The sequence below is a fragment of the Rhodoferax sp. P1_F3 genome (assembly GCF_056405715.1).
This window is the reverse complement of record NZ_JBFUBO010000010.1, coordinates 75,402-87,931: the sequence shown is the minus strand read 5'-3', so window position 1 is coordinate 87,931 and position 12,530 is coordinate 75,402. Positions and strand designations below refer to the sequence as shown.

The window sequence follows — 12,530 nt, the reverse complement described above, 5'->3', positions numbered from 1 at the left end:
GGGGATTCCTAGACGGGTTACTTCACACCTGCACTGGCGATGCCGGTGGTGATGTATTTCTGCAAGAAGGCGAAGACGATGGTGATCGGGATCAGCGTGATGACCGTCATGGCCAGCAGGTAGTGCCACTGTGTGTTGAGTTCGCCCTGGAAGGCATTGAGCGCCAGCTGCAGCGTGAAGTGCTCCGACTTCGACAGCACGATCAGCGGCCAGAGGAAATCGTTCCAGCGCCACATGAACGAGAAAATGGCCAGCACTGCCATGGCCGGGGCCGCCAGCGGCAGGATGATCTTCCAGTAGATGCGCCATTCGCTGGCGTTGTCCATGCGCGCGGCTTCCAGCAGCTCGTCGGGAATGGTCAGCATGTATTGGCGCAGCAGGAACACGCCGGTGGGCGTGGCCACCGCCGGCAGGATCACACCCCACAGGTTGTTCAGCAGGTTCAGCTCCGAGATCACCAGGAAGGCCGGCACCAGGATGATGGTGGGCGGAATCATCAGCGTGGCGATGATCAGCACGAACACCGTTTTCTGCCCGGTGAACTGGTATTTCGACAAGGCGAAGGCCGCCATCGAGTTGAACAGCAGCGTGAGGATGGTGGCCACCACGGTGATGAAGACACTGTTCCACAGGTAGCTGCCGAAGGCGAACTTGCCGAACAACTCGGTGTAGTTGCCGCTGGCGAACCTGAGTTCGTTGACCGGCTGGCGATCGTTGATGTTAATGCGCAGCTCGGTCTCTGGCGCGGCCGGGTCGACCATGGTGGCGATAAGGCCGATGCGGCGCACCTGGGCCAGCTCGCGGGTCCGACCCTGTTCGTCCTTGGCGCGGAACAGCGGCAGTGGTTTGTCGAAGCCTGTAACCACCACTTCCTTCTGGCTGTAGGGCAGGAAGGTCGGCGGAAACTGGCTCATCGCACTTTCGGTCTTGAAAGACGACATCACCAGCCAGAGCACCGGACCGAACATCACGATGAGGCCGGCCAGCAGGTAGGCGTAGGAGACCCAGTCGGTCCAGTGCAGGCTGGTGCCGCCGTGGGCACTGCCCTTGGTTCGGGTGAGGAAATTTGCCATCTCTGCGTCCTTATTTCTTGACCTTGCCGGCCTCGCCCGCCTTCGACAGGCGCAGTTGCGCAAGCGTCAACGCCATCAGGCCAACGGCGAGGATCAGCGATGCCGCGGCCGCCAGGCCATACAGGTGGATCTGCTCGGCGAAACCGGTCTGGTAGATGTATTGCACGATGAAGGTGGTGGCCGAGCCCGGGCCGCCGCCGGTGAGCACGAACACCTCGTCGAAGCTCTGCACCGCGCGGATCATCACCAGCACCAGCACCACGATCAGGTTGGGCATGAGCAGCGGCAAGGTGATGCGCCGCAGCACACGGAACGGCGGCGCGGCGTCCATCTCGGCGGCTTCGTAGACATCTTTGGGAATCGCTTGGAGGCCGGCCAGCAGGATCAGCGTATAAAAGCCCATGTGGGCCCAGATGGACACCACCACCACCCAGAAGAATGCCCAATGCCGGTCCAGCAGCCAGTCCATGGACTGCGCGCCCATGGCCACCAAGCCGGCGTTGAACACCCCCTGGCTTTGCAGCAGCCACTTCCAGATCAGCGCCACCACCACCGGCGACAGCAGCACGGGGTAGAAGAACACCCCGCGCCAGAAGCCCCGGCCGATGATCTTGCGGTTCAGCACCAGGGCCGTGACCAGCGAGAAGCACACCATCAGCGCCACCTGGATCAGGCTGAACTTCATGGTATTGAAGATCGAGCGCCAGAAGATGTCGGTGCGGCAGGTCTGCAGGTCGGTGTAGTCGCGGCATTCGAGCAGGATGGAGAAGTTCTCCAGCCCGGTAAACGGCCGCTGTGTGGGCAGCAGGTTCACCCCACCTGTCACCGCGTAGACCAGGTTGATGATGATCGGCAGGAAGGTGAACACCGTGATCACCAGCAGATTGGGGCCGACAAACAGCCAGCCGATGCGGGAGGCTCCCAGCCATTTCTGGCCGAGCCGGAACACCGGTTCGAACAGATTGAAGAACAAGCCCAAAAGGCGCAGAAACACCGACATATCTCTCCTTTCCAGCGGCTCGCGCAGGGGCGAGCATTTCCCCCGCCACCGCAGCCGCGCCAGGGGATTGGCTAGTCAAATACTACAAATTTGATAGCTGCTTGCGCACTATCTATATGCGCTAGAGGCCTAAAAGGCATCTAATCACCGTGAGACGGGCGCTTACTTTTCGGCTTGCTTGACGGCCTCAGCCATGTCGGTGCTGATCTTGTTGACGGCTTCGTCCACGCTGATCTCGCCCACGATGGCCTGGGTGACGCGGGTCACGGTGGGCAGCATCAGGGCGCGGTTGTATTTGTAGCCCTGCAGCGCATAGGCCGCCGGTGCAATGGTAGGGGTGCCGTTGGTGAACACGGTCAGCGCCGCCTTGGCGGTCGGTCCCGCGCTGGTGTACGCCAGGCCCCGTTTGGCCACCTCGGCATGGGCTGGAATGGTGTTGGTGCGCGATGCGAATTCGGCCACATTCGCCTCCTGCGCCATGAAGTCGAGGAACTGGCCGACTTCCTTCGGCGACTTGGTGGTCTTTAGCGCCACCCAGGCCGAGCCACCGGGCATGCCCGAGCAGGCTGCCGGGCCGCAGGGGTTGGGCACGGCCACCCAGTCAAAGGCGCTGCCGATTTCCTTTTGCAGGCGGTTGATCTGCCACGAGCCCGACAGAATCATTACCACGCGGCCGTTCTTGAATTCACCGACCGTGTCGGCATAACTCGAGCCGCCAGAGCCGCCCCACACATCTTTCAGCATGGTGCCGTCCTTGTGCCAGGCGACGAACTTGCCCACTGCGGTCTTGTAGCCTTCGTCGAGTGCAAGGTTGCCTTGGGCATCAAAAATCTTGGCACCGTAGCTCACGGCCGGGCCGCCAAAGCGGTGGCCGGAGCGGTCCCAGGCCATGGCGGCGGGCGTTTGCGTGGCCTTGGCCACCTTGCGTGCGGCCTCGGCCCAATCGTCCCAGGTCGCCTTGGGGCCGGGCATTGGGATCTTGGCCTGTTCAAACAAGGTTTTGTTGACGAAGGGGCCGGTCATGGTCATTTGCGACAGAAAACCGTAAATGCCTTTGTCTCCTGCCTTGTTACGCATCCATGGCAGGGTGCTGCCGAAATTGGTTTCCCAGTATTTGCGGTCTTTCACATAGGCGCTTATGTCGAGGTAGTTCTTTGAAAGACCACCGATTTCGGCCACGCGGGCGATGTCCGGGCCTTGGCCGGCAGCCAGTTGGATGGGCAACTGCTCGACCACCGTTTTGTAGGGCACGATGTCCAAGGCTACCTTGGCACCGGGGTTTTGCTTCTCGTAGCGCTTGATGAGATCGGCAGTCACATCGCACTCGATGCCATCTTGGTAGCACATGACGCGGATTTCGGCCAGCGCTGTGCTAGCAAGACCCAAGAGTGTGGCGCCCAAGGCCGCCTGCAGGAATGGAGACTGGTGGTTCATTTGTCGTCCTCTTTGTAAATGTTTTACTGCTCGGCGCCCAGCGTTCTTCGTGCTTTTTTGCAACCGATAAAAGATTATGGCAAACGTTTGCCTAAAATGTCAAAAGCTATTTGGGACGGCGGCAATAATCAACGGTGACCACGCATTAACTGTGCAGCTGCGCAGGCCCTGTGATTGGTGTTGAAATGAACAAAGTGGGAGCACGATGAAGGACGCAAATCGAAACACCGTTGGCCCAGTATCGCTGGCCACGGTGGCAGCACGCGCGGGCGTTTCGATTGCCACGGTGTCTCGCATCGTCAACGGAGAGACGCGGCGCGCCTCTGCCGAAACCGTGGAGCGGGTGCGCGAAGCCATTCAGGCCGTGGGATACCACCCTAACCAGCTCGGCCGGGCATTGCGCAGCCGCGAGAGCCGCCTTGTGGCCATGCTGGCGGCCAATCTGCACAACCCCGTGATGGCGACCATCGCAGCCTCCACCGAAGCCGCCTTACGCAAGGCCGGTTACGTGATGATTCTGTGCGACACGCACGACAGCCCTGAGTTGCAGGACGACTACCTGAACGCGATGCGCTCCCAGGTGGTGCATGGTTACGTTATGGTGGCTAGCCAACCCAGCCCGGGGCTGCAGGATTTTATGGCGCGCGGCGCGCCCATGGTGTTTGTGAGCCGGCGCAGTCCTTTTGGTGAGGGTTGCTTTGTCGGGCCCGACAACCGGGCCGCGGGCGCGGATGCCGCTGACTATTTGTTGAGCCGGGGCGTCGATGCGCCGGCCGTGGTGTTCCCCGAAAAAGAGTCGTCCACCACGCGGGAGCGGGTGCAGGGTTTTTGCCAACGCCTGCTAGAAAAAGGCCTACCTGCCGAACAAATTGCGCGCGCGCCAGGGCGGGGCCTGTCCCACTTGGAAGTGGGCTATTCGGCGGCAGCGCAGTTTGCTGGGGCAGGGGGCTGGCCGCGCGGCATCCTGTGCATCAGTGACCAGGTGGCCTACGGTGTGCATCGGCTTGCGCGTGAGTGCCAAGTGCAGGTGCCGCGCGATTGCGAAATCCTCGGTATCGACGGCAACCCGATCAATGCCTGGTTGGCGCCCTGGCTGACTTCGGTGGAGATTCCGCACCGCGAGTTCGGCCCCAGCATCGTGGAGTTGCTGCTCAATCTGTGGAGCGGTGGCCCGCCACAGGACCGCCTGCTGCCCCACCGTATCGCGGCCGCGACCGATTGCTAGGCCTGTTCAAGCTCGCTGAAAAGCGGGCAGGTGAACTTGTTAATGCACAGGTCATTGGACCATTGCCTTGGCAAGGCATAAGCGACTACTTGGACATCCCCCTTGAAGACTGGTGGCTTACCCAGCCTCCGTGTCCGCTCCCACCCGAAAGTAAAACCCTGAACCTGCGTGTCCCTCTCAACCTGCAGGGCGTGAGCTACATCCAGTACGTGGCCACCCTGGGCGGAACCGCCCTCAAGGCCACGTGTGCCCAGGCCAACGAAGGCGCCAAGCAACTGGTGCAGTACACGGCGGACTACATCTTCTACCGCGCCATGTAAAGAGTAGGGACCCTGTTCACCGGGGTCCCGCAGACGACAAACGGGGGGCAAATTCACCCGTTTGGGGGATAGGCACACCGGGGATGCCCCCACAGAATGGGGGTGACGGCAGGGCAACCTGCCAAACGGACCAATAGGCCTATCAACCCCCGTGGGGAAAGCCGTGTGAAACCGATGTGGCAACGACTGACCCAGCGTTTTAACGCCAACAGTCACCGTGAGGTGATTGCGCTCATGGGTGCACTGCTGGTGTGCATCTGGGGTTTTGTTGGCTTTTGGTCGTGGTGGGAATACACCAACACCATCAACTCCAACACCCGCGTGCTGGAGCAGCTGACCGCTGCTGTGCAGGCGCAAACCCATAGCCTGTTCAAGCAGGCCGAGTCGCTGATGATCGTCACCGACCACTGGATGGCCGATCACCCCGACCAAGACCCATCCAAAAGCCCCGATTTCATTGCCCAGGTCGACAAGCTGCGCAAGGCGTCCAATGGCCTGCTGGACATTCGCCTGGTGACCCAAAGCGGCGATCTGCGCTTTGTGCCGGACCAGGGGCAGGGCCAAAACGTGAATGTGGCGGACCGCGACTACTTTCTCGCCCAGCGCGACCCCAAAACCCGTGGCCTCTTTATCGGTCAGCCCATATTGGGCCGGGTGAGCAATAAATGGGTGATCCCCATCTCGGCGCCGGTGGACCGCGGGGGTGGCAACGTGGCGCTGGTGCTCATCATCATTGAACTGGAGCGCATCGACGGCGTGTTTGACGCGGAGCGCATCAAGCCCGCGGGCACCATTGGCATCGTGCGTAACGATGGCATGGTGTTGTTCCGTAGCCCCATGAACGAGAAGACCGTGGGCCAGTCGATTGCCAAGGGCCAGGCCTGGGGCAACTACATGAGCGTGATGGCCAAGGGGGCGTACGAGTCGCAGGTCAGCCTGTTTGACAATCGGCCGCGCCTGGTGACTTTCTCCCGGGTGGACGATTATCCGCTGGTAGTCTACGTCAGCGCCAGCAAGGATGACCTGCTGGTGCCCTGGCGGCAGCACACTGCCATCTTTGGCGTCGTGGCGGGGTTGCTGTCCGTTGCCAGCTTGGTGATGAGCTCGGTGCTGATGCGGGCGTTAACGTCCTCGCGCCGGTCCGAGGCCATCATCCACTCCACCGACGAGGCCATCGTTGGCAAGTCGCTGGACGGCATCGTCACCAGCTGGAACCCCGGGGCGGAGCGCATGTTTGGCTACGCGGCCGCGGAGATGATTGGCCAGCCCATTCTGCGGCTGCTGCCCGCCGACAGGTTGGGTGAAGAAGCCAGCATTCTGGAGAAAATCCGGCGCGCCGAAGGTGTCGAGCATTTTGAAACGGTGCGCATCTGCAAGGACGGGCGCGAGATCAATGTCTCGGTCACCATTTCGCCCATCCGCAACAGCTTTGGCCACCTGATTGGGGCTTCCAAAATCGCCCGTGACATCACAGCCCAGAAAAATGCTACGCGGCAACTGCGGCTCACGGCCAGCGTGTTCAACAACACGGGCGAGGGCATCATGATCACTGACCGGGCCGGCCTGATCGTGGAGGTGAACGACGCGTTCACCCGCATCACTGGCTATAGCCGTCAGGATGTGATGGGCAATGACCCCAGCATGTTCCGCTCTAGCCGGCAGGGGCCTGAGGTGTTTCAGGCGCTACGCCGCGCGCTGGTGCGGCATGGTGAGTGGAAGGGCGAGTTGTGGAGACGCCGCAAGGACGGCGAGGCCTACTCCGCCTGGCTCACCGTCAGCAAGGTCAAGGACAGCTCGGGCAAGGTGCGCAACTACGTAGCGCTGTTCTCTGACGTGACGGTGCTGAAGCTGCAACAGGAGGAGCTGGAGCACGGTGCGCACTTTGACGCACTGACGGATTTGCCCAACCGCCTGCTGCTGTCAGACCGCCTGCACCAGGCGATGACCGTGTGCCAGCGCCACCACCAGAGCCTAGCCGTGCTCTACCTGGACCTAGATGGGTTCAAGGCTGTCAACGACCAGTTTGGCCACGAAGCGGGCGACGCGCTGCTGGTGGCCGTGTCCCAGCGCATGCAGGCCGCGCTGCGGGATGTGGATACGCTGGCCCGCATGGGCGGTGACGAATTTGTGGCGGTGCTGACCAATGTGGAAAACATCCAGGACTGCATCCAGATGGTCACCCGCGTGCTGCACGCGTGCTCCGAGCCGGTGCGCATTGACGGGCGTGACCTGCGGGTCACCGCCAGCATTGGTGTCACCGTGTACCCGCAGGACAACGCAGAGGCCGACCAGCTGATGCGCCACGCGGACCAGGCCATGTACGAGGCCAAGCAGAGTGGCAAAAACCGCTTCCACATGTTCGACTCTGCGCAAGACGCCGAGGTGAAAAGTCGCAGCCTGCAGCAGGAGCTGATTTCGCAGGGGCTGAGCAACCAGGAATTTGTTCTGCACTACCAACCCAAGGTGAACATGCGCACGGGCGCCATCGTGGGCGTGGAGGCGCTGATCCGCTGGCAACACCCCGAGAAGGGGCTGCTGCCACCCGACGCCTTCCTGCCGTCGATCGAAAAGCACCCGATGATCGAGGCCGTGGGTGCGTGGGTGATTGATGCGGCGCTGCAGCAAATGGTGGCGTGGAAAGCCCAGGGCCTGCTGCTGCCGGTGAGCGTGAACATCGCCGCCCGGCAACTGCAGCAGCAGGACTTTGCCCAGCAGCTGGCCGCTCTGTTAGCCAACCACCCCGACGTGGATGCCAGCCACCTGGAGCTGGAGGTGCTGGAGACCAGCGCGCTGGACGACATCGGCTCCACCGCCACCATCATGCAAGAGTGCCACCGCGTGGGCGTGCGCTTTGCGATCGACGACTTCGGCACCGGCTACTCCTCGCTCACCTACCTGCGCCGCCTGCCAGTGGACGTGTTGAAGATCGATCGCAGCTTTGTGCGTGACATGCTGGACGACCAAAGTGATCTCTCCATCGTCAGCGGGGTGATCGGGCTGGCGGTGGCCTTTCACCGCGAAGTGATTGCCGAGGGCGTGGAAAGCGTGGCCCACGGCCAGCAGCTGATTGCGCTGGGCTGCCACCTGGGTCAGGGCTACGAGATTGCCCGCCCCATGCCGGCCGAGCAGATTCCAGCTTGGTGCGAGACCTGGACACCCCCTGTCGAATGGATCGCCTGAGCCTGCGCGGCGCGGGAAAGTTGGAGGCGGCGCGCCATCCTGCTATTGTGTGGTCCAAAACACCGCGGGAATTGACATGAACACAGCAATGAAACCCACCCAGCACGCGTCCAGCGGCGCCGACAACCGGCTGCAGCTGCTGCTGTTTCGCTTGGGCGAAGAGAAGGGCTCTACCCGGCGCGAGCTGTTCGGCATCAATGTGTTCAAGGTGCGCGAGATCGTGGTGGCGCCGCACATCACCGCCATCGTCAATGCACCGCAGTTCGCCATGGGGCTGGCCAATGTGCGCGGCCAGCTGATCCCGGTGATTGACCTGCCACGCCTGGCGGGCTGCGTGCCGCAGACCGAATCGGGCATCGTGCTAGTGACTGAATTTGCGCGCAACACCCAAGCGTTTTTGGTGGACGAGGTGGTGGAGATCGTGCAGCTGGAGTGGAAGCATTTGCTCGCGGCGGATTCCAGCTCTTCCATGCTGCTCTCGGGCGTAGCCCGCATCGATGGCGATGCGAAGGATTCACGCCTGGCCCAGGTGCTGGACGTGGAGCAGATTCTGCGCGACGTGTTCCCAGCCACACACAGCCAGGAGAACAAAAACTCCGGCATTGCCAAGATCAACATGCCGCCGGGCTCGGTGGTGCTGTTTGCCGACGACTCGGCGGTGGCCCGCATGCTGGTCGAAGAAAGCCTGAAGACCATGGGCGTGCACTTTGTGGCCGTGAAGAATGGCAAGGAAGCCTGGGAGAAGCTCAACAGCTTGCACACCGAAGTCACCGCGCAGGGCAAAAAGATCAAAGACCGGGTCGCCCTGGTGCTGACGGATCTGGAGATGCCCGAGATGGACGGCTTCACCCTCACGCGCAACATCAAGCAGGACGTTCGCTTCTCGGGCATCCCGGTCATCGTCTATTCGTCACTGACGGGCACCGCCAGCGAAGGCCACGCTACCAGCGTGGGCGCAGACGCCTATGTGGCCAAGTTTGAACCACAAGAACTGGCCCAGTCGATCAGCAATATCCTCGCCAATTCGCTATCGTATTAGTAGCTGCTAGCTCAGGTACTCCACCACCAACAACGCCTTGGCCAGGCCCTTGCCGGTATTGCGAATGGCGTGTTGCACGTCCACAGCGTAGCGCGCGCTGTCGCCGGCTTTCAGCACCTTGCTGCTGTCGGCCGCCTGCACGGTGAGCGTGCCGCTCAGCACCGACAAATGCTCCTTGGCGCCCGCCTCATGCGGTTCTGAGGCCAGCACACCACCGGCCTCCACCGCCAGCTCGTACCACTCCACCTTGCCGGCCAGCGCAATGGGCCCCAGGATGCGCAGCGTGCACTTGCCGTCGTTGCTGGTGGTGACCGGAATGCTGTGTGCGGCCACCAGCTCCACCGTGGGGGCCGCTTTGTCGGCCACGCCACCGGCCAGCAGGTCGGTCAGGCTTAGCCCAAGCGCGCTGGCCAGGCGCCACAGCACGCCCACTGTGGGGTTTGCCTGGTTGCGCTCCACCTCGGACAGCATGGACTTGGACACCCCTGCGCGCTTGGACAGCTCATCCAGCGACAGCTTTTGGGCTTTGCGGATCTCCTGTAGCTTGGAGCCGACGGCCGGTGGGCCGTCGATGAGGGGAATGGAGGAGGGGACTTGCGCCATGGTGGTTTTGGTCGGTAAAATGGATTTTTGTTCGATATACCGGAAATATCCGCTAATCCAATCTTACACCGCCCACGCCGTCATGACCATCGCTCACCCTGCCACTTCCCAGTCCTCCGGTCACTACCTGCAATTCGCCAGTGACAACACCTCAGGCATCTGCCCCGAGGCCATGCAGGCCTTTGCCGCGGCTAATACGGGGTTCGCCGCGTCCTACGGAAATGACGATGCCACGCGGCTGGCCTGCGACAGGCTCCGCGAGGTGTTTGAGGCGGACGCTGAAGTGTTCTTCGTCTTCAACGGCACGGCGGCCAACTCGATTGCGCTGGCGTCGCTCTGCCAGTCTTACCAGGCCGTCATTTGTAGCGACACGGCGCACGTGGAGACGGACGAGTGCGGTGCGCCTGAGTTTTTCTCCAATGGCTCCAAGCTGCTGTCGGCCCCACACCGCCACGGCAAGCTCACCTCGGCTGGCGTGCTGGAGGTCATCACCCGCCGCACCGACGTGCACTACCCGCGACCCAAGGTGGTCACGCTCACCCAGTCCACGGAAATGGGCACGGTCTACCAAAAGGGCGAGATCAGCGGCATCAGCCGCATTGCACAGGAGCATGGCCTGAAGGTGCACATGGACGGCGCGCGCTTTGCCAACGCAGTGGCCGCGCTGGATGTGGCGCCGGCCGATATCACCTGGCGCGCCGGTGTGGACGTGCTGTGCTTTGGCGGCACCAAGATGGGCCTGCCGATTGGTGAGGCCATCGTGTTTTTTGACCGCAAGCTGGGCGAAGAGTTTTCCTACCGCTGCAAGCAGGCCGGGCAGCTCGCCTCGAAGATGCGCTACCTGTCCGCCCCCTGGCTGGCCATGCTGACCGACGGCGCTTGGCTGCGCCACGCGACGCATGCCAACGCCATGGCGCAGCGCCTGTCCGACAAGGTGGCTGGCATTGCTGGGGCTGAGTTGCTGCTGCCCACGGAGGTGAATGGCGTGTTTGTAAACCTGCCCGAACCCGCGATTGCCCGCCTCAAGGCCCTGGGCTGGACCTTCTACACCTTCATCGGTGGCGGCGCCCGCTTCATGTGCTCCTGGGCCACCACCGAAGAGGCGGTGGACCACCTGGCGCATGACCTGGAGCGGGCGCTGGCGGGTTGAGTGATACGGCGAGTGCTATGGATTCAGTAGCTGCTCGCGCATACTCCATGAGGGCTAGAGGCCTATTTTTCCTTAAATCAGCCGTGCGCGATGCCGCGCAATCTGCGCCCGCACTTGGGCTGGCGCCGTACCACCCAAAATATTGCGCGCATTGAGCGAGCCGCGCAGGCTCAGGCATTCGTAGACATCTTTTTCGATGCTGGCGTGAAAGCCTTGCAGCACGGTCAGTGGCAGCTCCGACAGGTCGCAGGCATGCGACTGTGCGGCCTTGACGGCATGGGCCACGGTTTCGTGCGCATCGCGGAAGGGCAGGCCCTTTTTCACCAGGTAGTCGGCCAGGTCGGTGGCGGTGGCGTAGCCTTTGAGGGCGGCGCGTTCCATGGCTTCGGCGTTCACGCTGATGCCGCCTTCCTTCTGGCCCGTATCCGCGTTCACTTGTCCGCCAATCATTTCTGAGAAGATGCGCAGCGTGTCTTTGAGTGTGTCCACGGTGTCGAACAGCGGTTCCTTGTCTTCCTGGTTGTCCTTGTTGTAGGCCAGGGGCTGGCCTTTCATCAGGGTGATCAGGCCCATCAGGTGGCCCACCACACGGCCGGTCTTGCCGCGTGCCAGCTCGGGCACGTCGGGGTTTTTCTTCTGCGGCATGATTGACGAGCCCGTGGTGAAGCGGTCCGCAATCTTGATGAAACTGAAGTTCTGGCTCATCCAGATGATCAGCTCTTCGCTCATGCGGCTGATGTGCACCATGGTCAGGGTGGCGGCGCTGGTGAACTCGATGGCGAAGTCGCGGTCGCTCACGGCGTCCAGGCTGTTCTGGCAGACGCCGTCCATGGCCAAGGTCTTGGCCACGCGTTCGCGGTCCAGCGGGTAGCTGGTGCCGGCCAGGGCGGCGCTGCCCAGCGGCAGGCGGTTGGTGCGGCGGCGCACTTCGCCAAAGCGCTCGGCGTCACGGCTGAACATTTCCACATAGGCCAGCATGTGGTGGCCAAAGCTCACCGGCTGGGCCACCTGCAGATGGGTGAAACCAGGCAGGATGACCTCGGCATTCGCCTCGGCCACATCCACCAGCGACTTTTGCAGGTCCACCAGCAGCTCGCCAATCAAATCAATCTCGCTGCGCAGCCACAGGCGCACGTCGGTAGCGACTTGGTCGTTGCGGCTGCGGCCGGTGTGCAGGCGCTTGCCGGCGTCGCCCACTAGCTGGGTCAGGCGCGCCTCGATGTTCAGGTGCACGTCTTCCAGGTCCAGCTTCCATTCAAACGCGCCAGATTCGATCTCGCCCCAGATCTGGGCCATGCCTTTTTGGATGGACGCATGGTCTTCGGCACTGATGATGCCCTGCGCGGCCAGCATCTCGGCATGCGCCAGACTGCCGGTAATGTCGGCCTGCCAAAGGCGCTTGTCAAAGAACACGCTGGAGGTGTAGCGTTTGACCAGATCACTCATGGGCTCAGAAAACAGCGCGGACCACGCCTGGGACTTTTTATCGAATTGGTTTTGGGACAT

At 62.2% G+C, this 12,530-nt stretch carries 10 protein-coding genes; 5 read left to right on the top strand and 5 right to left on the bottom strand.

The genetic code is table 11. From position 1 onward, the window contains the following. Positions 1–17: 17 nt before the first annotated feature. From AC1DZ5_RS16640 to AC1DZ5_RS16630, 3 genes are all read right to left on the bottom strand, one after another. Positions 18–1,073 carry a carbohydrate ABC transporter permease gene (locus AC1DZ5_RS16640; RefSeq protein ID WP_477891022.1) on the bottom strand — a complete coding sequence of 352 codons (1,056 nt, stop codon included), beginning with the start codon at positions 1,071–1,073 and terminating at the stop codon, positions 18–20. Positions 1,074–1,083: 10 nt separating this feature from the next. After that, the gene (locus AC1DZ5_RS16635) at positions 1,084–2,073 is read right to left on the bottom strand and encodes a carbohydrate ABC transporter permease (protein WP_477891020.1); all 990 of its coding nucleotides are present in this window, start codon (positions 2,071–2,073) and stop codon (positions 1,084–1,086) included. Between the two features lie 162 nt (positions 2,074–2,235). Next, positions 2,236–3,507, bottom strand: coding sequence for an ABC transporter substrate-binding protein (locus tag AC1DZ5_RS16630; RefSeq protein ID WP_477891018.1), 1,272 nt, complete (start codon positions 3,505–3,507; stop codon positions 2,236–2,238). Positions 3,508–3,712: 205 nt separating this feature from the next. Between AC1DZ5_RS16630 and AC1DZ5_RS16625 the strand changes: the two genes are divergently transcribed. The 4 genes from AC1DZ5_RS16625 to AC1DZ5_RS16610 all read left to right on the top strand — a co-directional run bounded on the left by AC1DZ5_RS16625 (position 3,713) and on the right by AC1DZ5_RS16610 (position 9,271). Then, positions 3,713–4,732 carry a LacI family DNA-binding transcriptional regulator gene (locus AC1DZ5_RS16625; protein WP_477891016.1) on the top strand — a complete coding sequence of 340 codons (1,020 nt, stop codon included), beginning with the start codon at positions 3,713–3,715 and terminating at the stop codon, positions 4,730–4,732. An 89-nt stretch (positions 4,733–4,821) separates the two neighbouring features. Continuing rightward, a complete protein-coding gene (locus AC1DZ5_RS16620) occupies positions 4,822–5,052 on the top strand; it encodes a DUF3455 domain-containing protein (RefSeq protein ID WP_477891014.1) in 231 nt (76 codons plus the stop codon). Between the two features lie 174 nt (positions 5,053–5,226). Then, positions 5,227–8,232, top strand: coding sequence for a bifunctional diguanylate cyclase/phosphodiesterase (locus AC1DZ5_RS16615; protein WP_477891166.1), 3,006 nt, complete (start codon positions 5,227–5,229; stop codon positions 8,230–8,232). A gap of 76 nt (positions 8,233–8,308) precedes the next feature. Beyond that, on the top strand, positions 8,309–9,271 hold the full coding sequence (locus tag AC1DZ5_RS16610; protein ID WP_477891012.1) for a chemotaxis protein: 963 nt from the start codon (positions 8,309–8,311) through the stop codon (positions 9,269–9,271). Positions 9,272–9,277: 6 nt separating this feature from the next. Here the strand turns inward: AC1DZ5_RS16610 and AC1DZ5_RS16605 are convergent, their stop codons facing one another. Next, on the bottom strand, positions 9,278–9,874 hold the full coding sequence (locus tag AC1DZ5_RS16605; protein ID WP_477891010.1) for a helix-turn-helix domain-containing protein: 597 nt from the start codon (positions 9,872–9,874) through the stop codon (positions 9,278–9,280). Positions 9,875–9,956: 82 nt separating this feature from the next. On the opposite strand from AC1DZ5_RS16605, the gene AC1DZ5_RS16600 reads away from it, so the two are divergent. Continuing rightward, positions 9,957–11,024, top strand: coding sequence for a threonine aldolase family protein (locus AC1DZ5_RS16600; protein ID WP_477891008.1), 1,068 nt, complete (start codon positions 9,957–9,959; stop codon positions 11,022–11,024). Positions 11,025–11,096: 72 nt separating this feature from the next. Here AC1DZ5_RS16600 and argH read toward each other — a convergent pair whose 3' ends face one another. Then, positions 11,097–12,530, bottom strand: coding sequence for an argininosuccinate lyase (gene argH / locus AC1DZ5_RS16595; protein ID WP_477891006.1), 1,434 nt, complete (start codon positions 12,528–12,530; stop codon positions 11,097–11,099).

What these genes read in the sequence shown, in the direction of transcription:
- AC1DZ5_RS16640 (WP_477891022.1), bottom strand. Translation starts at nt 1,073, where the DNA reads ATGGCAAATTTCCTCACCCGAACCAAGGGCAGTGCCCACGGCGGCACC.
- AC1DZ5_RS16635 (WP_477891020.1), bottom strand. Translation starts at nt 2,073, where the DNA reads ATGTCGGTGTTTCTGCGCCTTTTGGGCTTGTTCTTCAATCTGTTCGAA.
- AC1DZ5_RS16630 (WP_477891018.1), bottom strand. Translation starts at nt 3,507, where the DNA reads ATGAACCACCAGTCTCCATTCCTGCAGGCGGCCTTGGGCGCCACACTC.
- AC1DZ5_RS16625 (WP_477891016.1), top strand. Translation starts at nt 3,713, where the DNA reads ATGAAGGACGCAAATCGAAACACCGTTGGCCCAGTATCGCTGGCCACG.
- AC1DZ5_RS16615 (WP_477891166.1), top strand. Translation starts at nt 5,227, where the DNA reads ATGTGGCAACGACTGACCCAGCGTTTTAACGCCAACAGTCACCGTGAG.
- AC1DZ5_RS16610 (WP_477891012.1), top strand. Translation starts at nt 8,309, where the DNA reads ATGAACACAGCAATGAAACCCACCCAGCACGCGTCCAGCGGCGCCGAC.
- AC1DZ5_RS16605 (WP_477891010.1), bottom strand. Translation starts at nt 9,874, where the DNA reads ATGGCGCAAGTCCCCTCCTCCATTCCCCTCATCGACGGCCCACCGGCC.
- AC1DZ5_RS16600 (WP_477891008.1), top strand. Translation starts at nt 9,957, where the DNA reads ATGACCATCGCTCACCCTGCCACTTCCCAGTCCTCCGGTCACTACCTG.
- argH (WP_477891006.1), bottom strand. Translation starts at nt 12,530, where the DNA reads ATGTCCCAAAACCAATTCGATAAAAAGTCCCAGGCGTGGTCCGCGCTG.